12 protein-coding genes are annotated in these 20567 nt (G+C 64.7%); 4 read left to right on the forward strand and 8 right to left on the reverse strand.

Features of this window, described 5'->3' with window-relative positions:
- Positions 1 to 2 precede the first annotated feature (2 nt).
- The 4 genes from HG250_RS07615 to HG250_RS07630 form a co-directional block, all read right to left on the reverse strand.
- Positions 3 to 521 carry a flavin reductase family protein gene (locus HG250_RS07615; protein ID WP_170004307.1) on the reverse strand — a complete coding sequence of 173 codons (519 nt, stop codon included), beginning with the start codon at positions 519 to 521 and terminating at the stop codon, positions 3 to 5.
- 120 nt (positions 522 to 641) lie between these two features.
- Positions 642 to 851, reverse strand: coding sequence for a hypothetical protein (locus HG250_RS07620; RefSeq protein WP_170004309.1), 210 nt, complete (start codon positions 849 to 851; stop codon positions 642 to 644).
- Between the two features lie 8 nt (positions 852 to 859).
- The gene (locus tag HG250_RS07625; RefSeq protein WP_240956984.1) at positions 860 to 5161 is read right to left on the reverse strand and encodes a translocation/assembly module TamB domain-containing protein; all 4302 of its coding nucleotides are present in this window, start codon (positions 5159 to 5161) and stop codon (positions 860 to 862) included.
- Positions 5161 to 7578 (reverse strand): autotransporter assembly complex protein TamA, encoded by a 2418-nt coding sequence (locus HG250_RS07630; protein WP_170004311.1) that lies wholly within the window; start codon positions 7576 to 7578, stop codon positions 5161 to 5163. The genes HG250_RS07625 and HG250_RS07630 overlap by 1 nt, the downstream gene beginning before the upstream one ends.
- Before the next feature lie 121 nt (positions 7579 to 7699).
- Between HG250_RS07630 and HG250_RS07635 the strand changes: the two genes are divergently transcribed.
- Positions 7700 to 8737: a YihY/virulence factor BrkB family protein gene (locus tag HG250_RS07635; RefSeq protein WP_240956985.1), complete on the forward strand. Its 1038-nt coding sequence runs from the start codon at positions 7700 to 7702 to the stop codon at positions 8735 to 8737.
- A 58-nt stretch (positions 8738 to 8795) separates the two neighbouring features.
- Here the strand turns inward: HG250_RS07635 and HG250_RS07640 are convergent, their stop codons facing one another.
- Together HG250_RS07640 and HG250_RS07645 are read right to left on the reverse strand one after the other, a co-directional pair.
- A complete protein-coding gene (locus tag HG250_RS07640; RefSeq protein WP_170004313.1) occupies positions 8796 to 10841 on the reverse strand; it encodes a 3-hydroxyacyl-CoA dehydrogenase NAD-binding domain-containing protein in 2046 nt (681 codons plus the stop codon).
- A 12-nt stretch (positions 10842 to 10853) separates the two neighbouring features.
- A complete protein-coding gene (locus HG250_RS07645) occupies positions 10854 to 12095 on the reverse strand; it encodes a serine hydrolase domain-containing protein (protein WP_170004315.1) in 1242 nt (413 codons plus the stop codon).
- A 203-nt stretch (positions 12096 to 12298) separates the two neighbouring features.
- On the opposite strand from HG250_RS07645, the gene HG250_RS07650 reads away from it, so the two are divergent.
- A complete protein-coding gene (locus HG250_RS07650; RefSeq protein WP_170004317.1) occupies positions 12299 to 14068 on the forward strand; it encodes a class I adenylate-forming enzyme family protein in 1770 nt (589 codons plus the stop codon).
- Positions 14069 to 14131: 63 nt separating this feature from the next.
- Here the strand turns inward: HG250_RS07650 and HG250_RS07655 are convergent, their stop codons facing one another.
- Both HG250_RS07655 and HG250_RS07660 read right to left on the reverse strand, forming a co-directional pair.
- Entirely contained in the window at positions 14132 to 15202 is a 1071-nt protein-coding gene (locus tag HG250_RS07655) for an acyl-CoA dehydrogenase family protein (RefSeq protein WP_170004319.1), read from the reverse strand.
- A 13-nt stretch (positions 15203 to 15215) separates the two neighbouring features.
- The gene (locus HG250_RS07660; RefSeq protein WP_170004321.1) at positions 15216 to 16427 is read right to left on the reverse strand and encodes an acyl-CoA dehydrogenase family protein; all 1212 of its coding nucleotides are present in this window, start codon (positions 16425 to 16427) and stop codon (positions 15216 to 15218) included.
- Positions 16428 to 16635: 208 nt separating this feature from the next.
- Between HG250_RS07660 and HG250_RS07665 the strand changes: the two genes are divergently transcribed.
- Positions 16636 to 18279, forward strand: coding sequence for a mechanosensitive ion channel family protein (locus tag HG250_RS07665; RefSeq protein WP_170004323.1), 1644 nt, complete (start codon positions 16636 to 16638; stop codon positions 18277 to 18279).
- A gap of 66 nt (positions 18280 to 18345) precedes the next feature.
- Positions 18346 to 20565, forward strand: a complete 2220-nt coding sequence (locus HG250_RS07670) for a fused MFS/spermidine synthase (protein WP_170004325.1) — start codon at positions 18346 to 18348, stop codon at positions 20563 to 20565.
- The last annotated feature ends 2 nt before the right edge of the window (positions 20566 to 20567 follow it).

Raw genomic sequence — 20567 nt, forward strand, 5'->3', positions numbered from 1 at the left:
GATCAGAGGTAAGTTCCATCCTGGTAGATCAGGGGCGCGATGGCTCCGCTCACCTCTGCCTCGTCCACCGCGCCGATGACGATGGAATGGGTGCCATAGGGCACGATCTTCTCGATGCGGCAGATCATGATCGCCTGCGCGTCCTCCAGCCGGGGCAGCCCATCGGCGGCGCTGTGCCATTTGCCTTGGCGGAACCGGTCCTCATGCGCCGCGCCGCCGCCGAAAGCCGCCGAGATCGCGCTCTGGTGCCGTGACAGCAGATTGACGCAGAACAGGGCGTCCTTCTCCATGCAGGCATGGAGCGCGGCCTTGTGATTGACACAGACCAGCAGGGCCGGCGGATCCATGGTCAGCGACGTGATCGAGGTCGCCGCCATTCCGATCGGACCGTCGGGGCCGCGCACCGTCAGCACGCCGACGGCACTGGCCAGCCGCCGCATGGCCGCGCGGAAATTCTCCCCGAGGTCGGACACGCCTGCGATTGCATCTTCGGGAGGGGGTGCGGTGGGGCCGGAGGTCATCGCTGCACCCAATGCCGCAGGCAGGGCCCGGCGGTCAATGCGCGATCTGGTGGGTTCCTCCCTCCACCGGATGTTTGATCGCCTGCGCATAGCGGCGAGAGGAGCGTCCCTGCCTCGGGATCAATCCGCTGTCGCAGCCCGCGCGCCATCCATGCTGCTGCTGCCGGGTTGCTCTGCCGTGCCGCCCGTTTCCGCCGCCTTGCGCGCAGCGAGGTCCCGCTCCAGGATCTCCGAGCGATGTTCAAGATCCGCCCTGGTCCTCTCGAACCGGGTGTCGAAATCCTCTTCCTGTTCGCAGCCCGTCAGCATCATCAGCATGAGAACCGCCACCGCGCGCATCAATAATTCCGGCGATAGCGAAGGTTGACATCCGTTCCGCCCGAACCGCCAGCCTGGGTCAGGATCGAAAGGAACGGCGTGATTGCGATTTCCAGCTGCGTGGCAGTGAAGCCGCGTGCATCGGTGATCAGTTCGACATAGATGTCGTCGGTCAGATATTTGCCGGCCGCCAGCGCCGTGCCGCGTCCGCTGGTATCGTCCGCTCCCAGGATGCGCAGCCGGTCGAAACCGGTGGCCGAACGCAATTTGCCCAGCGGGTTCAGCCCGCCGCCCGACCCGCGCAGCGCATTGAGCGATGCCGCCAGCTGCACGGCCTGAACCGCCGAAAGATTGCCCACCGAACTGCCGAACAGGATGCGCGAGACGATCTCGTCCTGCGGCAGACCGGGCGTGCTGGTAAATTCGATCTGCGGGTTCAGCGCCCGTCCGGACACGACCACATTGACCGTGATGTCCTCGATTTCGTCGGTCGCCACGATGTTGATCGTCGGGTTGATCTCTCGCCCGCCGGTAAACGCCAGTCGGCCCGTCTCCAGTTCGAACGACCGTCCGGCAAAACCGAGCGTTCCGCGTATCAGCTCCACCTCGCCCGACAGGACCGGGGCTGCACTCGAGCCGCTGATGGCCAGATCCGCGCTCCATTCGGATTCCAGCCCCATGCCGGATACGTACAGTTCTTCCGGCGCGACCAGATCGATATCGAGGCGCAATTGTTCGAACAGGCCGGGCAGGCTTTCTTCCGGTTCGCTCTCGGTAATGCGCTGCGGGCCGCGCGGCGGCTTGAAACGAACGCCGGTGAGTTCGGGGATCTCAGCCGCACCCGAGCGGATAATCTCGTAGCGCGTTTCGGGCAGAAGCAGCTCGCCTGCCAGCAAGGCTTCGCGGCCCGCCGCTTTCGTCAGACGCAGGGTGCCGGTCGCCGCGGTGGACAGGGCGTCGCTTCGGGCCAGTCGTGCCCGGTCGAGTTCGACCCTGATATCCATGGGATAGCCGCTGTCCGACGCCAGGCTGACGAAGCCTGCTGCCCGCACGCTGCCATTGCCTGCTTCGGCAGAGAGACGTTCGAGTTCCAGGCGGTCGCCATCGAAACGTGCGTTGACACTCATATCGGTGAGGCGGGTGCCGTAGGTCAGGTTTTCATAGGTCAGGCGGTTCGCCCTGACGACCCCCTGCAGGCAGGGGTCCGATACGCGGCAACCGAAATCCGCCGCCACGCCGACCGGGCCGGACAGGCGTTGATCCACGAGGCCCGCCAGCGAGAACAACGTATCGGCCGGACCATTGTAGCGGATACCGCCGCCGAGCGGTGCCTGCAGCAGGCGCTCGCTCCACGGCCCCGCGCCTGGAGGCAGCGGGCTGAGCGTGGCGACCATCCGACCAATGACGCTGCCCCTGCGGCGGATCACGGCCCTTGCATCGCCGCCATCGGCCAGCAGCTTGCCGACGAAATTGATGTCGACGGACTGGCTGACGGACACCGCGGTCGTGCGCGTGAAATCACGAACCGACAGGCGGGCGTCGGCGCGCGGAAACGATCCGGAAGCCGGCAGTGCGAAATCCAGGCTGCCCGTCGCCGTGCCGTCGAGGCCGAGGCCCGGGACGAAGGCATTGACGATGTCGAGATCGAGGGAATCGAGGCGGCTCTGCACCCTTATCCCGTCGCCATAGGTTCCGGCGAGCCGCAGATTACCGCTGCCGAAATCGATGCGGGTGGGCAGCAGGCGATATGTGCCGTCGCCTGGCACGATACGCGCCGGGCCCGCGGTTTCGAAGTCGAGACCGCGAACCCGCCCCTTGATCGCGGCGCGCCACAATTGCGGCTGCAGGTCGGCATTTGCGGCTATGCGGAACGGCACACCGCTGGTGCCCCGTGCCAGCAGCTTCGCATTTCCGCGCCCGTCACGATAATCGACAATGGCGCGTGCCGCTGCGATGACGATTTCGCCATAACGGGCGTCGGCCAGCTGGACGTCGGCGACGACATAAGGCTGGTCATAAAGGACCACGCGCGCGTCGATGATGGCCGTGCCGATGGCGAGCTGCGCCGGGCCGGGCAAATTCGCGTCCCGCGCCCGCAAATTCAGGTCGGCGGCCTGGTATCGCCCTTCGTTGTCCAGCCGCACCACGCCATCGAAACCGCGTCCGCTGGCCGTCAGCCGCCCGGCGAATGGGCCGGCCGGCGTCTGCCGGACCGATCCGGCAAATTTCACGCCGGCCAGATTGGCGCTGTTGACGTCGAGTGTCAGGACATCGCCGGCATTGACGACGACATCCGCCGTCAGGGGGCCATAATCCGTGTCCGCCGTGGCGGTCAGGCGATAGCCGCTGCCGGACCGGGTGACGTTGGCGGTCAGATTGGCCAGCCCAAGGCCGAAATCGGGATTGGTTGCCGTGATCGTCGCATCCGGGTCGGAAATCGTGCCCCGAACCCTGACACCCACCGCGCCATATTGCTCCGTCACCGCCTGGGCGTCCAGAACGATCCGCCCATCCTGCGTATAGGAGCCGCTGCCACTGGTGATGCGAACCAGCGGCGATCGCAATTCGAGATCGTCGAAATAGATCGTGCCGTCGGGCGCATAGCGCACACCCGCGCCAGCCACCGCATTGCCGCCCAGAAAATCGCGAACGCCCTCGTTCTCGATCAGACGCGACCGCACGTTCACCCGGCCGGCGAGCGCGAAGCCCTGCGCTTCGCTACGCAGGTCGATATCGGTGCTGATGTCGAAGATACCGACCCCGTCGACGCGGTAATTGTCGATCCGCCCGTCGATGGCGCCGGTATACAACCCGGTCGAGAAATCGGCGAGGAGGATCAGCCCGGCATCGATTCGGTCGGAACGAATGCGGAGATTGTCGGACAGCAGGCGCGTTCCCTCTATGGCGATGTCGCCATTCAGGCGCACATTCGTCAGTGTCCCGCCGGCCACGCTGTCGAGCCCGGTAATGCGGTCGATCCGCGCGTCGACGGGAATGAATATCCGGTCCGGATTGATCGTGGCCTGCCCCGATGCGCGCAGGTTCTGCAGCCCGATATCGCCAAACAGGATGCGATTGGCATTCAGCGAATAGGCGATTTCAGGCGCAGTGAAGGCACCGTCCAGCACCAGATTGCCGCGAAGCCCGCTGCCGCGCAGATTTTCCGCCAATACCGATGGCCGCAGCAGGACGAAGCCGACCCGCAAGCCGTCGAAGCTGTTGTCCGACAGATCGACACCGCCATTCGCATTCAGACGGAACGCGTCGCTGCCGATGCTTCCGGCCAGTTCCACGCGCCGCTCCTCGGGCGTGAAAGTCACATCCACGGCGGTTGTCGGCCCGAACAAGGCGGCAGCCTGACCTTCCAGAAGGCGCGCAACCCGCGTCGCCCCGCGCAGGGTGAACGTGCCGTCACGGGCGATGATCGCGAGATCGGCGAAGCTTTCCCCGCCCAGATCGGCGTCCAGCCGTCCGTTCCATGCGGCCCAGTCACCGCGCCCTCCGACGCGCAATGCGATGCTCTGGTCCAGCCCTGCAAGAGCCGCCAGCACACCGTCCGCCGGGGCGTCGAGTGCAAGGTCGAGCGCCAGGCGGTTCTCTTCCGGCACCGCGTCCAGCACGAGGCGGATTTCGTCGCCGCCGGCACGACCTTCACCTGCAATCGTGGCACCGTTCAGGACCACTTGCGCGCGGCCGTCCGAAATGTGCGCCTCGCCGGCCAGCCCCGCCACCCGCCGTTCGCCCGTCACCACGGGTTCCACGACGAAACGGTCGATCGCCAGCCTATCTATATCGATGTCGAGATCCGGCAGGAGCGGATCGTCGGTTTCGGGAACTTCGTAGAATTCGGGCAGGCGCAGCAATGTCATCCGCTCTGCCGTTGCCGACCTGATGTCCACATGCCCGTTGATGAAGGCGAAGGGCCGCCAGTCCACGACGACTTCAGGCGAGGTCAGGAAGGCGCCCTCGGGATCGCGAAGCGCAAGCCCTTCCAGAATCATCTCGCCGTAGATCGACCCGCCGATGCGATCGATCTCGATCTGCAATCCGTTTTCGAATTCGTAACCGGCGATCTGGTTGGCGATGAACCGCTTGCCCGGCCCGCTGTTCAGTCCGAAATAGACGAGCGCCAGCAAGGCGACGACGCCGAAGATGACGAAGGCGACGATCTTGGCAAGCCGCACGGCGATCCGCCGGCCCCAGCCGGGCCGCTGCCGCGGGTCATGATCGTCCATATCGGCGTGGGCAACCTGTTCGCGCGGGGAGTCGTCACGTTCTTCATCGTGCCCGGACCGGGTCACGTCATCATGAACCCCGGCCATCAGAAAGCCTGCCCGATCGAGATATAGACGGCGATCAGGCTCTCACCTTCCCGCCGGCCGAGCGGGGTGGCGACATCGAGCCGGAGCGGCCCGAAATTGGTGTAGAAGCGTCCGCCGATGCCCGCGCCGAAACGCAGGTCGGAAAAGTCCGGCGTGGTGCCTTCATACACCTGTCCGGCATCGACGAAGCCGACGATCCCGAAATCGCCGAAGCGATAGCGCACTTCGATGGCCGCTTCGTTCAGGCTGCGCCCGCCGATGGGCCGGGTGATGAAGGGATCGTCCTCATTCTCGGGATCGTCGGGATCGAAGTCGGGATTGGGTTCGAGCGATTTGGGGCCGAGGTTCTGATAGCCGAAGCCCCGCACCGAGCCGCCTCCGCCGCCGTAGAACCGGCGGGAAGGCGCAAGATCGAAGCGGTCGATCCCCTGAATGGTGCCGAGCGCCACGCGCCCTGCGATGACGAAGGATTCACCGACAGGGTAATAGGTGGAGGCATCCAGCCGCGCCCGCACGTACGGGGTGAAGCCGTCCTGCAGCGACCCTTCGGGTTCGACCAGCGCCGTGACGCGGAATCCCTGCACCGGATTGAGCAGGCTTTCGGTGGTGTCGAAACCCACCTGTCCCTGCAACCCGCCGATGAAGAAGGTCCGCCGCTCCCGCTCGCCCGTCCCGGGGTCAAAATCGTCTTCATTCGTGGCGAGCAATTGCGCGCCATAGGCATAGGTCAGCGGCTTCTGCCAGATCGGCGTGGAATCGTAAGCGACACGCGTGGCAAGCCGGGCGGTAAATGCCTCATAGGCTTCGTAATCGCTGTGCAGCGCCTCTGCCGAGACGGAGAATGTCCGGTCACGCCGCCCGGCATTGGACCGGCGGAAGATGACTCCCGCGCCCTGTTCCTGCGTGCCTGCAACCCCGTTGACGATCAAGGCGCCTTCGGGCGGGAACAGATTGCGGTGACTCCAGCTGCCCTCCAGCCGCACGCCCTGGCCCGTGCCGTAACCTGCGCCTGCGGCCAGCGTCCGGGCAGGTCCGGCGTTCTGCTCCACGGCAATCGTGACATATTCCGTCCCGTCCCCGGCCGACTCTCCGGTCGGTTCCGCCGTGACGGCCACGGTGTTGAACAGGCCTGTGGCGACCATCGCCTGTCGCAGATCGTCGACCAGGCGGCTGTCGTACAGCTCGCCCCGTTCGAAGCGGGACAGGGTGTCGATATGCTCCGCCCCGAAAGCGAGATCTCCGGAGGTGCTGAAGCCGCCGAACCGTGCCCGCACACCGGGATCGACGGGCAAGGTATAGACGCCATCGGCGGTTTCGGGGTCGAGCAGGATGTCGCGCTCCCCGACCTGCGCGAAGGGATAACCCTGCTGGGGAAGGGCGATGGCGACATTGGCTTCTGCTGCCTGCACCCGTTCGGCGACGATCGGGCTACCTGCCTCCAGCGGCAGATTGTCCGCAATCAACCCTTCGGGCACGGTAGGCGGCGCATCGAGGATGATTTCGGCAAATTCGTAGCGTTCGCCCGGAATTACGTCGAGAACCGCCGTCAGCGGCTGTCCGTCGGCCGCGTCGGAGCGATCGACCCGGGTTTCCACCTCGGCCGAAAACCAGCCTTCCGATGCCAGCAGACGTTTCAGAAGCACGCTGTCTTCGCCCAGCCGCGCGGCGATCTGCGCGACATTCGCCGCATCCTGATCGTCATTCTCAAGCGCGGACAGACCTTCGAAAATGCCGCGAAGGTCGGTTTCCGTCGCCTCGTCCGCTTCCTCGAGCCCGTTCAGCGCGATGGCATATTCCACCTCGAGAACGTCGCTGCCGTCCTCGGCATCGGCGAACTCGACCGGCTCCACCTCGAATTCACCCAGCGGCGGCAGCGGCGCGGCCAGTTCCGCATCGCGGATAGGCGCGTCACCGATCTCTTCCACCGGGTCGCCATCCGCCAGGGCGGGATCGCCAAGCGGAGCCTCCGCGCCTTCCGTCGTACCGAGCGGCGGAAGCACGCCCCGGCCATCCAGCAAATCATCCCGTTCGATTTCCGCCAGCGCCTCGGCATCGCCTTCGGCTGCCTCGATCGCCATGCGCCGCTCGAATTCGGCGATGGATTCGAGCGGACGGTCGAGTTCGGGATCGTCGTCGACATCCAGATCGGGGATCGCTTCGCGAAATTCTTCCAGATCGATGATCGGCGGAATGACCGGCAAATCCGCATCTGCCGGCGGCGGCGGCGGCATGACCATGTCGGCCTGCAAATCGTCCCGAGCAGCGGCTTGCCCCGCACGCTCAGCGCTTGCAGCATCCTGTTGCTCCGCGAAAACATCCTGCGCGGATGCCGGGTTCGAGCAGGCAAGCGTAGCACAGGCCAGCGCCGCATAGCCCGCGCCCGCCAGAAGATCATAGCGTGAAACAGCAAAACCCATTACGACCGCATGAACTCCAGACCCCTCAGGCTATCGGAGATACGCTATCCTGCCGCATCCCTCAACCTGCCCTGCACCATCGGACCACGGCGCAGCCGCTGGTAGTGACAATGAAGCACCATTGCCTATTGAAACCCCCGGCGCAATTGCTGAATCGCCCTGGCGGCTTCCGCGCGCCGCATGGGTCCAGATCCTGAAGCGCGTTTTCATGATGGCGGGCTTCCATAATCTGAACCTGCTGGCAGGCGGCGTTGCCTTCTTCACCTTTCTCGCCATCACTCCGCTCATCGCCAGCACGGTGATGATCTACGGCCTGATCGGCGATGTCGGCATGGTCGAACGGCAGATGCGGTCGCTGGTCGAAGTGGTGCCGAGCGATGCGGCCACCCTGATCGAGGATCAGCTGCTTGCAGTCGTGACCACCAGTTCGGGCGTGACGGGTATCGCGCTGCTTATCGCCCTCGCTTTCGCCATTTACGGCGGGATGCGGGCGGCCAGCGGCCTGATCAAGGCGTTGAACGTCATCAACGAGGAAAGCGAGACCCGCGGCATCGTCAAGATCACCACGCGCGCGGCGCAGCTGACGCTGTGCGCCATCGGCATCGCCCTGGTCGGCGTGATCAGTGGCAGCGTTTTTACCTGGCTGCAGACGCAGACCTCGATCCTGATCGGCTCCCGCGTCGAGAGCCTGTTCAGCCTCTTGACCTGGCTGTTCGCCATCCTGCTCGGCAGCCTGGGCTTCGCCGTCATCATGCGCTTCGGGCCGGACCGCGCACGCGCGCAGTGGCGCTGGCTGACACCCGGCGCCGTTCTGGCCACCCTGCTGTTCATCGCCGTCTCGTTCGGATTTTCGATGTATGTCGCCTTCATCTCGGATTACAACGCGACCTACGGTTCGCTGTCGGCGATCGTCGTATTCCTGATGTGGCTGTTCCTGTCCGCCTATGCGATCCTGCTGGGCGCTCTCGTCAATGCCGAGGCCGAACGGCAGACCTTCAAGGATTCCACCATCGGGCCGGAAGCGCCCCTGGGACAACGCGGGGCAGTTCTGGCCGACAGCACCGTGCTGCGCGGTCATGCGCTGGCGCTGGAGGAAAAGAAGCGGCGCCGCGAAATGGAACGGCTGGCGCGCAAATCGGCACGAAAGACGGCGGATTAGAAACTGCGGACCGGTTTATAGGAGCCGGCCCGCTGCAATCCCGTCGCACGTGCAATCCTTACGCAGTCAGTCGCTCGCCGCGCTCCGCCTTGCCGCGCAGATAGTCGCTGACCTCCAGGCCATATTTGTCGAGACCCGCGACTACCTTGCCCAGCCCGATGGTATCGGCCCAGAACATCGGTCCGCCGGTGAATACCGGCCAGCCATAGCCATTGATCCAGACGACATCGATATCGCTCGCCCGCTGCGCCATGCCTTCGTCGAGGATCTTCGCCCCTTCGTTCACCATCGGGTAAAGCAGACGTTCAAGGATTTCATCGGCCCCGATGTCGCGCTGCTCGCGCCCTGCCTTCGCGGCGAAATCGGCGATGATCGCCTTGGTTTCATCCGAAGGCGTACGATTGCGCGAGCCATCGTAATCGTAGAACCCCTTCCCGGTCTTCTGGCCGAAACGACCCGCGGCGCAAAGCGCCTCGCGCACATTCGTCACCTTCGACGGATCGCGGTGCCAACCGATGTCCAGGCCCGCAAGATCGCCCATCTGGAACGGACCCATGGGGAATCCGAAATCGACCAGCACCTCGTCGACCTCCCAGTAATTCGCGCCTTCCATCACCAGTTCATTGGCCTGCTTCTGGCGGGGTGACAGCATCCGGTTGCCGATAAACCCGTCGCAAACACCGGAAACGACCGCGATTTTGCCGATCTTCTTCGCCAGCTTCATTGCCGTGGCAAGGACATCGTCGCGAGTTTTTGCCCCGCGCACGATCTCCAGCAGCTTCATGATATTGGCGGGCGAGAAGAAGTGCAGGCCCAGCACATAGCCGGGGCGCGATGTCGCTTGTGCGATCTCGTCCACGTTCAGATAGCTGGTGTTGGAGGCGAGGATCGCGCCCTGTTTCACATGGGCGTCCAACTTGCCGAAGACGTCCTTCTTCACGTCCATATTCTCGAAGACGGCCTCGATCACGAGGTCGCAATCGGCAAGGTCGGCATAGTCGAGAGTGGTGGAGAGCAGGCCCATGGCGGCATCGACCTGTTCCGGCTTCATCCGCCCGCGCCTGGCCGCGTTCTCGTAATTCTTCCGCATGACCCCGGTGCCGCGATCGAGCGCGTCCTGCTTCATTTCCAGCATCGTGACCGGCATGCCGGCGGACAGGAAGTTCATGGCGATGCCGCCGCCCATCGTGCCCGCCCCGATGATGCCGACCCTGGCGATGTCGATCAGCGGCGTATCGGCCGGAATATCGTCGATCTTGTTGGCGGCGCGCTCGGCGAAGAAATAATGGCGCATCGCGGCGCTCTGCGTGCCTGCCATCAGTTTGCCGAACAATTCGCGCTCTTTGGCGACGCCTTCGGCATAGGGCAGTTCACCTGCAGCCTTCACGGCGGCGATCGCTGCCTCCGGCGCGTCGAAGCCCTTCAGCTTGCGGCCATTCTGCTGCCGGAAATCGTCGAAGATCGCGGGGTTTGCCACACCGTCCCTGTTGGCATCCTGTTCCGAGGTGCGCGGCACCGGCTTGCCGATCTTCGACCTTGCGAAGGCGATGGCATCCTGCTCCAGATTGCCTTCGGTCACGACAGCGTCCAGCAGGCCGATGCTTTCGGCTTTGTTCGCGGAAACCGGATTGCCGCCAACCACCAGCGGCAGCGCCGCCTCTGCACCCACGAGGCGCGGCAGGCGCTGCGTTCCGGCGGCACCGGGGATCAGGCCCAGCTTCACCTCGGGAAGGCCCAGTTTCGCCGAGGGGACGGCAATCCGGTAATGGCAGGCCAGCGCGACTTCGCAGCCGCCGCCCAGTGCCGTGCCGTGGATGGCGGCTACGACCGGCTTGTCGCTCGCCTCGATCGCATCGCACACTTCGGGCAGGTTGGGGCCGACAGGAGCCTTGCCGAATTCGGTGATGTCAGCCCCTGCAAAGAAGGTGCGACCATCGCAGCGGATCACCACCGCCTCGATCACGTCGTCTGCCAGTGCTGCCGCGATGCCGTCGGCCAGCCCCTGGCGCACGGCCTGTCCCAATGCGTTGACCGGCGGATTGTCGGAAATGATGACCAGGACATTGTCATGGGTCTCGGTACGGATCGGTCCGGATGCAGTCACGGGGCGGCTCCTTCAGGCGTTGCTGCGGGTGAGGGCGGAATAGATCAGCGTCTTCAGCTGGCGGCGGATGGGATAGGTGCTGGATGGGTACACCTGCGTCATGAAGACCATGGTAATCTTTTCCAGCGGATCGACGAAGAAGGCGGTGGAATATGCGCCGCCCCAGTAGAATTCGCCCATGCTGGAGGGGATCAGCGTGCGGGCGGGGTCGATTACCATGGCGAAGCCCAGGCCAAAGCCTGTCCCGGCGTTGTTCGCTTCGGAAAACAGGCTCTGCGACATTTGCGTCAGATCCTTGCCGCCGGGCAGATGGTTCGCGGTCATCAGCGCCATTGTCTTGGGGCTGACGATCTGCACCCCGTCGAGCGTGCCCTCGCCCAGCAGCATGCAAGCGAATCGGTGGTAATCGGCGATGGTGCCGATCAGCCCGCCGCCGCCGCTGTGGAAACTGGCCGTGCCGTTCAGCTTGCTGTCGGGGCCGCGGTCGATCATCCGGGGCGTTTTGCCGGGGCGAAAGACATAGGCATCGACCAGCCGCTCCGCCGCGCCATCCGCCACGCGAAATGCGGTGTCGGCCATGCCGAGCGGCGCAAAAATATGCTGCTCGAAATAATCGCCCAGCGCCATGCCGGACAGGCGTTCGACGGCAATGCCGAGCACATCGGTGGATATGGAGTAGTTCCAGCTGGTGCCAGGAGCGAACTCCAGCGGGATTTCGGCCACGCGGCGCGCATATTCATCCGAAGTCAGGGAGCGCGAGGCAAGATCGAGATTGGCTTCGCGGTAGGCCGCATCCACGCTGGTGCGGTTCTGAAAACCGTAGGTCAGACCCGACATATGCGTCAGCAGATGCGCGAAGGTGATCGGCCCGGCAGACCTCGTCGGCGCGAAGGGAACATCGCCGCCGCCGCCATTGTAAACGCCCAGCCCTGCGAATTCGGGCAGCACTTTCGCGATCGGGTCTTCCAGCGCCACCTTGCACTGTTCAACCAGCTGCATGAAGGCGATGGACGTGACCGGCTTGGTCATGGAAGCGATGCGGAACAGCGCATCGTCGCGCAGATCGCCGCGTCCTTCGCCCATCGTGCCGATACGCGTGTAATGCACCGGCTGCCCATCGCGCGCGACCAGCAGTTGCGCCATCGGCAATTTGCCGTTTTCGAGATAGGCCTGCCTCAGGAACGGCGCGATCCGGTCCAGCCTCCCGGCGGAAAACCCCAGCGTTTCCGGCTTCGCCAGATCGAACATCTGCATCCCCTGTATCGTTGCCGTTTGCGGCCTTCACGACAGGGCATAGCTGCCGCAAAGGCACCTTGCAAACGGTCAGGCAGGTCTGCCGTTTCAGCTTGCAACCGGCGGCGGCCCGGCCCTAGTCTGGATGAAACGATAAAGAGGATGACCTGCATGCCTGCGCCAGCCGAAGCACGACCATCCTGCTGCGGGGGAGGACATCTGCAATGACCATCGAGCCTGCAGGCGCGCAGACCGCTCCGGCGCGAAACGCCGAATGGTCGCGGCCCGCTGGCTGGCCTGCCCGCAGTCGGGGCGAATGCCAAGCCATCCTCACCGCGCCCGATGCACGCTTTGCCATGGAAACGGTTTCGATCGGAGGCATCCCCACTCGCGTCTGGAAAAATGCGCCGCCTACCCTGCGCCATGTGGCCGGGATCGGGCGCGCGCACGGGGATCGCGAATTCCTTATCCATAAGGACGAGCGGGTTACCTACGGCGGATGGTCCCGCGCCGTGGCAGCGCTGGCTGCGGATTTGCGGCGGCGAGGCACCGGCAAGGGCGACCGTGTCGCGCTGGCGATGCGGAACCTGCCCGAATGGCCGGTCGCCTTCTTCGCCATTACCACGATCGGCGCCATCTGCGTGCCGCTGAACGGCTGGTGGACCGGGGCGGAACTTGCTTACGGGCTGTCGGATTCCGGGGCGAAGCTGCTGATCTGCGACGCGGAACGGCTGGAGCGGATCGCCCCGCATCGTGAGAACTGCCCGGATCTGGCGACCATTATCGCAGCCCGCCTGCCAGCCGATGCGCCGAGAGGCGAGGCCGTGCGGCTGGAGGATATCATCGGCCAACCGAACGACTATGGCGATCTGCCCGGACATGATCTGCCGCCCGCCGACATCGCGCCCGATGACGATGCGACGATCTTCTACACCAGTGGCACGACCGGGAATCCGAAGGGAGCGCTCGGCACCCATCGCAATCTCTGCACCAATATCATGTCCACCGCCTATAATGGCGCGATGACAGTGCTGCGGCGCGGCGATCCCCTGCCCTTGCCGCAGCCCAGGACCAATCTGACCGTCATCCCCCTGTTTCACGTCACCGCCTGTTCCGCCGGGCTGATGGGCAATATCGCGGCGGGCAATACGATGATCTTCATGCACAGATGGGATCCGGTGGAAGCGTTCCGCATTATCGAGCGGGAGCGCGTTGCCGTAACGGGCGGCGTGCCGACCATCGCCTGGCAGATGCTGGAGCATCCCGAGCGGGAGAATTACGACCTCTCCTCGCTGGAAACCATCGCCTATGGCGGCGCTCCGGCCGCGCCCGAACTGGTGCGGCGGATTTCCGAGACCTTCGGTGCCCAGCCCGGCAATGGCTGGGGCATGACCGAGACCATGGCCACGGTGACCGGCCATTCTGCGGAAGATTACCGAGACCGTCCGGCAAGCTGCGGCCCGCCCGTCGCCGTCAGCGATCTGAAGATCACCGACCCGGCGTCAGGCGCGGAACTGCCAGCAGGCGAGATCGGCGAATTGTGGGCACGCGGGCCGCAGGTGGTGAAAGGGTACTGGAACCGGCCCGAAGCCACGGCGGAAACCTTTGTCGATGGCTGGGTCCGCACGGGCGACCTGGCCTGGCTGGACGAGGACGGCCTCTGCTACATTGCCGACCGTGCGAAGGACATGATCATCCGCGGCGGAGAAAACATCTATTCCTCCGAAGTCGAGAATGTTCTTTACGACCATCCCGCCGTTACCGACGCGGCGCTGATCGGCCTGCCCGACCGGGTTCTGGGCGAGGAACCGGCGGCGGTCGTGCATCTCGCGCCCGGCAGGCAGGCGAGCGAAGCGGAATTGCAGGCATGGGTCGCAGGCCGGTTGGCGAAGTTCAAGGTGCCGGTCCGTATCGTCTTTTCGCCCACCACGCTGCCCCGGAACGCCAATGGCAAGATCCTGAAGAAAGACCTTCCGGCGCTGTTCCAAGATTGATGGCCGGAAACAACCGCCCCTCGCCTGCGATACTCGCGGGCAAGGGGCGGTGAATGGCGGCCGTCAGTATCCGCCGATATCGGCGAAGCGGTTTCGCAGCATCGCGCTCGAACCCCAATCGGCCTCCAGCGTCCTTGCCCGCTTCAGGTAGAAGCCAATGTCATATTCGTCGGTCATGCCGATGCCGCCATGCAATTGCAGCCCCTCGCGGCTGATCTTGTGCAGCGTGTCGTTGGCGGTGACCTTCGCCATGCAGGCGGCGCGCGGTATGCCGAAACCTGCATCCAGTGCCTGCAATCCGCCCTCCACCGCCGACCGCATCATCGCCAGATCGCCGAACAGGTCGGCCATCCGGTGCTGCAGGGCCTGGAAGGTCGCCAGCACCTGGTTGAACTGCACGCGCTGCTTCAGATAATCCAGCGTCGTGTCGAACACCGCCTGCGCCATGCCGAGCATTTCGCAGGCGGTCAGGATACGCGCGCGGTCGAGCAGCTGGTCCAGCGCATCGTCCGGCCCCTCCGCCAGCTTTTCACCCGGTGCATCGGCAAAGGTCACGGCGGCATGGCTGCGGGCGTCGGCCAGCTTGCGCGTGGACAGGCTGACGCCTTCGCCCTTCTCGGCAATATACAGCCCGTCGTCGGTGGCGGCGATGAAGATGTCGGCCCCATGCGCTTCGTGGACGAACGGCTTGGTGCCGTTCAGCTTGCCGCCCGATGCGCTGGTGCCGCCGGTCCTGCCGTCGTGGCGCGGCGTGTCGTCCACGGCCAGAGTGCCGATGATCTCGCCGCTCGCCAGCTTCGGCAGGTATTTCGCCTTCTGCTCGTCGCTGCCCGCAAGCATGATGGCCGAGGCGGCCAGCGTCGAAGCCACGATCGGGCTGGCCGTCAGAGTCTTGCCCAGTTCCTCCACCACGAGGCCTGCCGACATCCACCCGAAGTCGCTGCCGCCATGGTCTTCGGGAATGATGATTCCTGCCCACCCCATTTCCGCCATCGTCCGAAAGGCAGCGGGATCGAAGGCGCGCTCGTCACCGCCGGAGCGCACCTTGCGCCATTCGGTTACCGGGCTTTCGTTCTGCGTCCATTCGCGCGCCATGTCGCGCAGCATGATCTGTTCGTCGTTGAGAACGGCCATTGGGATCGCTCCTTTACTGGTGGTCGAGCATGCCGAGGACACGCTTCGCTATGATGTTGTTCTGCACTTCGGTCGATCCGCCGTAGATGGTCGTCGCCTTGCCGAAGAGCCAGCCGCGCGTTCCCTGCAATTCGCTTTCGGTGAAGCCTTCGCCTTCCCAGCCCAGGCCCTGGAAACCCATGATCTCGATGGCGAGTTCGGCGCGCTCCTGGCCCAGTTTCGTGCCGAGCTTCTTCAGCACGGAACTGATTTCCGAAACGCCGCCCGAAGCCTTCGATTCCTCGCCAGCGCGGCGCGCGGTCAGCAGGAAGGCGTTCCAGCGGATTTCGAAATCGGCGATCCTGTCGCGCAGCACGCGGTCGGCAATTTCGCCATCATCCGTCGTTTCGACATATTTCTTCGCGATATCGGCCAGCGAAGCGCCCATCAGGCGGGCCATCGCGCCTCCGCCCGAAAGATTGGTGCGTTCGTGCTGGAGCAGGCGCTTGCCGATGGTCCAGCCCTGCCCTTCCTCGCCAACCAGATTCTCCTTCGGCACCTTCACATCGGTGAAGAAGGTTTCGCAGAATGGGCTGACGCCGCTGATCATGCGGATCGGGCGGACTTCGACGCCTTCGGCATCCATGTCGATCAGCAGAAAGCTGATGCCGCGATGCTTGTCGCTGCGGTCGGTCCGCACCAGGCAGAAGCATTTGTCGGCCCATTGCCCGCCGCTGGTCCAGGTCTTCTGACCGTTGACGAGGTAGTGATCGCCCTTGTCCTCGGCCATGGTCTGCAGATTGGCGAGGTCGGACCCGGCATTGGGTTCGGAATAGCCCTGGCACCAGCGAATTTCGCCGCGGCAGATCGGCGGTATATGTTCCTGCTTCTGTTCCTCGCTGCCATATTCCAGCAAGGTGGGGCCGAACATCATCACGCCCATGCCGCCGATGGGATTATGCGCGCCTGCCCTGGCCATTTCCTCGTTCAATATGGCCGTCTGCCGGCGGGTCAGCCCGCCGCCGCCATATTCCGCAGGCCAGGTGGGCGTGCCCCAGCCCTTCGCGCCCATGGCTTCGCGCCAGGCGCGTTCCGCCGGGCTTTCCTCGGTTGGTCCTTCGAGGGCTGATAAAGCGTTGCTCTTTCCCTTCAGTTCGGGCGGGAAGTTCTTCGCCAGGAAGTCCTGAACCTCCTCGCGGAAGTCGTCGTCGGAAACCCGGGATTCCGGTTCGGCTAGGCTGGCCATCGCTCTCTCCTTCGCAAGCCGCAATATTGCGCGTTGCCGCGTATCAAGCGCATATTTCTTGCGGGCGCAACCGTGACGGGCAGTGAATGACCTGGCGGTTCCGAGTTCCGCCGCTTTATGCCCCGGTACGATCCCCCATGGAGGTACGAGGGTGCAGAATGCAACAAGAGGGTTGCAATCGCCGCCGCCCTTTCGAATGAGGGGCCACATGTTGTCCCTCATCCGCCTCGTCCTGTTCGCCACCTGCCTCGCCATGCTTCCGCTCGGCGCCGGACCAGTGATTGCACAATCGCTGCCGGGCGGCGAAACGCCAGAAGCAACGCCAGCGCCCGATGCCTTCGAACGCGAGACGCCGCGCTCCGCCGTGACCGCGCTGCTGCGGGCGCTGGCCGAACAGGATTACACCCGCGCCGGACAATATTTCGCGATGCCCGCGGATGCCGAGAGCGACGCCGCCACCAAGGCACGGGCGTTGCAGGTGGCGCTTGACAAGGGGGGGCAGCTGAAGCTGTTCGCGGAACTGTCGAACGATCCGGCGGGCTTTCTCGACGATGGCCTCGATCCCGGTCTTGAACGGATCGGCGTGCTGCCGGCCGGGGACAGTGGCGATGTCGTGCCGTCAGAGGGCGGGATGGACGAAGGCGAACCCATTCTGCTGCGACTGAGCGAGGACGACGGCATCTGGCAGATCGCCGAGAGTACGACCGCCGCGCTGTCGGAAGTCGAACTCAGCGACCAGGCGGTCTCGGCGGACGATGAAGCGATCCTGATTTCCGGTGCCCCGCTGACGGACTGGCTGCGCCTGCTGGCAGTCTTCGTCGGCCTGTTCCTCGCCTTTCGCCTGACCGCCGCCGCCATTCTGTGGGCTTTCGAAAAGAGCATGGCAAAGCCGCGGCGCAGCGCGATCTATCGTTTCCTCCATGCCGCGCTGCCACCGTTCAGCCTGTTGCTGGCGGTGGTGATCTTCCAGATCTGGGGCAACAGCATCGCGGCCTCACTCGTCGCGCGGCAGATCATCTTGCGGTATATCGGCATTGCCGGGTGGATTGCGCTTGCCTGGCTGGCGCTTCGCCTGATCGATGCCGTGGCTTATTCGCTGATGCACCGGATGGAGCGTGCCGAACGCCGGCAGGCCGTGTCGGTGGTGACGCTAGCAAGGCGCGCGGCGAAGCTGATCCTGCTGGTGGTCGCTTTCGTCGCCATCCTCGACACGCTGGGCATCGATGTGACGACCGGCATCGCGGCTCTCGGCATCGGCGGCATCGCCCTTGCCCTCGGCGCGCAGAAGACCATCGAGAATCTAGTCGGCAGCGTGATGGTCATCGCCGACAAGCCCATCCAAGTGGGCGATTTCTGCCGGGTGGGCGAGGTAAAGGGCACCGTCGAGGATATCGGCATGCGTTCCACCCGCATCCGCACGAACGAACGCACGGTTGTGGCCATCCCCAATGGCGATTTCTCCTCGCTGCAGATCGAGAACTACACGCAGCGGGACAAATTCCTGTTCAATGTCGTCATCGGGCTGGAATATGCCCTGTCCGCCGAAAAATTGCGGGAGGCTATTCGTATCATCGAACAGGTGCTGGAAGATGACGCCCGCATCGCCGACGACCCCCGCGCGAAGCTGGCGAATTTCAGCGCCAGCTCGCTCGATGTGGAAATCTTCGCCTATATCGACCTGCCGGATTACATCGAAAGCCTGAGCGTGCGCCAGGATCTGCTGCTCGACATCTACAGCCGGCTCGAAGCCGCCGGTATCGGCATCGCCTATCCCACGAGCACGATGTATCTGCGTCCCGAGCTGGGCGCTGGATCGGGCGAGGATCGGCAGGGTCTGGCGCAGCAATCCTGAAGGCCGGAGCAGCATGATCTTTCCGGCGCGCCAGACTGTTGAAGCATCGCTGCGGACGGCCGCTGCATGACCTTGCACGCCGCGACACCGCCGCGCCGCGCCCTGTTCGTGGCCACCATCGCGGCAGGCAGCTTCCTGCTGTTCCTGGTGCAGCCGCTGGTGGCGAGGCTGGCGCTGCCCCTGCTGGGCGGTGCGCCCAATGTCTGGAACAGCGCCATGGTCGTGTTCCAGGCGCTCCTGCTTGGCGGCTATGCCTATGCCCATGCCATGACGCGGCTGCCGCTGAAGCGGCAGGCGATCGTTCATCTCGGCCTTCTCATGCTGGCCCTCGCCACGCTGCCCATCGCGCTTGCCGATTTGCCCGCGCCTGCGCCCGGATGGGAAGTGTTATGGGTTCCGGCGCTGTTCGCACTAACCATCGGGCCGGTGTTCCTGCTGCTGTCCGCGCAGGCTTCCCTGCTGCAGAACTGGTATGCAGCCTCGCCGGCGGCAGGCGATCCCTACGCGCTGTATGCTGCATCGAACCTCGGCAGTTTCGCCGGGCTGCTCGCCTATCCGCTGCTATTGGAGCCGCAGATGTCGCTCGGCGCGCAAAGCAGGATCTGGACCGGCGGCTATGTCCTGGTGATCGGCCTGGTGGTGGCCAGCGCCTGGGTACGGCGCAGGAATTCCGTATCACCCCCGGCAACCGGCGAATGCAGGGAATCCGCAGCACCCGCATCCGCCGCCTGCGACCTCACGCCGCCCCGCCGCGCCCGCCGCGCCTTGCTCTGGGTCGCTTTGGCTGCCGTGCCGTCGGGCCTGATGCTTTCGACCACCACGCTGCTCACCACCGATCTGATGGCGATGCCGCTTCTCTGGGTCATTCCGCTCGGCTTCTACCTGCTCAGCTTCTCCGTCGCTTTTTCCGAAAGCGGCGAATGGTCGGCGATCCTGTCCCGCTTCGCGCCGGAACTGCTCCTGCTGGTGGGGGGCCTTGCCATGGTTTCGGGCGGGCAGAGCAATCCGGTCATCGCCATCGCCATGATCGCGCTGCTGTTCATCCTTTCGGTCGCGCTGCATGGCCGGTTGTTCGCATTGCGGCCCGGGACGGAAGAACTGACCTTCTTCTACCTGATGGTCGCCTTGGGCGGCGTGACGGGCGGCATCTTCACCGGCCTGCTCGCGCCCGTCATCTTCGACTGGGTCTATGAACACCCCATCCTGCTGCTGGGGGCCGCGCTCCTGCTGCCGCAGCGTGCGCTGCTGCCGGTGCTGGAGCGGTTCTGGACAGGCTTCAGGCATCGTACTGCACTTGCCGGAGGAATCGTGATCGGCGCAGGCGGGCTGTCCTACGCCCTTGCCGGTGCAGTCGAGGAGGCGCGCGGCGAGGCCATCCTCGACCTGACGCTGGCGCTGATTGCGGCAGGTGTCCTGGTGATCGGCGTCCGCTGGGCCTATGCGACCATATTCGGTCTGCTCATGCTGGGGCTCGGCGGCATCGCGACCCTCCAGACGAGCATCCTCGGCGATCGTACCCGCAGCTATTTCGGCATCTACAATGTCGAACTGTCGGAAGACGGCGCCAGCCGAATGCTCAGTCATGGGACCACCCTGCACGGGCGCCAGTGGCTCCTTCCGGACCGGCGGCAGGAGCCGACCAGCTATTACGGCCCCACGTCAGGCGCGGGGCTGGTCCTGCGCGGCGCTGCGGCCGATGCGAACGTCGGTGTGGTCGGCCTCGGCGTCGGCACTTTGGCCTGCTATCGCAAGCCGCGTCAGGACTGGACCTTCTACGAAATCGATCCGCAGGTTTACGAATATTCCCGCCAGGGCGCATTTACCTTCCTCTCGGGATGCGCGCCCGATGCGCGGGTCGTGATCGGCGATGCGCGCATTCAGCTTGCCGATGAACCTGCCGGCCGGTTCGACATCCTCGTCATCGATGCCTTTTCTTCCGACGCGATCCCCCTGCATCTGATGACCGAGGAAGCCTTCGCCAATTATGGGCGGGTGCTGGCAGAAGGCGGCATTGCCGTTTTCCACATCTCCAATCGCTATATCGATCTCGCCCCGATGATGGCTGCCCTCGCGCAGGCAAGCGGTTGGGAGGCGCGGCTGCGTCACGACATGGAATATGACCGCGACGGACAGACGGAATCGGTCTGGGTCGCGATGGCGCGGGATGCAGGGACGCTGGACCGGAGCGAGAGCATGACCGACGCGGTCTGGAGCGCGCTGCCACCTGCGGCGGAGCAGGCCTGGACGGATGACAATGCCTCCATCCTGCCGCTGCTGCGCTGGTGATC

This window comes from Pseudopontixanthobacter vadosimaris (assembly GCF_012979275.1).
Lineage (GTDB): Bacteria > Pseudomonadota > Alphaproteobacteria > Sphingomonadales > Sphingomonadaceae > Pseudopontixanthobacter > Pseudopontixanthobacter vadosimaris.

Excerpts from the sequence above, each read along its gene's own strand:
- HG250_RS07615 (WP_170004307.1), bottom strand. The coding sequence starts at position 521 with ATGACCTCCGGCCCCACCGCACCCCCTCCCGAAGATGCAATCGCAGGC.
- HG250_RS07660 (WP_170004321.1), bottom strand. The coding sequence starts at position 16,427 with ATGGCCAGCCTAGCCGAACCGGAATCCCGGGTTTCCGACGACGACTTC.
- HG250_RS07625 (WP_240956984.1), bottom strand. The coding sequence starts at position 5,161 with ATGGCCGGGGTTCATGATGACGTGACCCGGTCCGGGCACGATGAAGAA.
- HG250_RS07670 (WP_170004325.1), top strand. The coding sequence starts at position 18,346 with ATGACCTTGCACGCCGCGACACCGCCGCGCCGCGCCCTGTTCGTGGCC.
- HG250_RS07655 (WP_170004319.1), bottom strand. The coding sequence starts at position 15,202 with ATGGCCGTTCTCAACGACGAACAGATCATGCTGCGCGACATGGCGCGC.
- HG250_RS07665 (WP_170004323.1), top strand. The coding sequence starts at position 16,636 with ATGTTGTCCCTCATCCGCCTCGTCCTGTTCGCCACCTGCCTCGCCATG.
- HG250_RS07630 (WP_170004311.1), bottom strand. The coding sequence starts at position 7,578 with ATGGGTTTTGCTGTTTCACGCTATGATCTTCTGGCGGGCGCGGGCTAT.
- HG250_RS07645 (WP_170004315.1), bottom strand. The coding sequence starts at position 12,095 with ATGCAGATGTTCGATCTGGCGAAGCCGGAAACGCTGGGGTTTTCCGCC.
- HG250_RS07650 (WP_170004317.1), top strand. The coding sequence starts at position 12,299 with ATGACCATCGAGCCTGCAGGCGCGCAGACCGCTCCGGCGCGAAACGCC.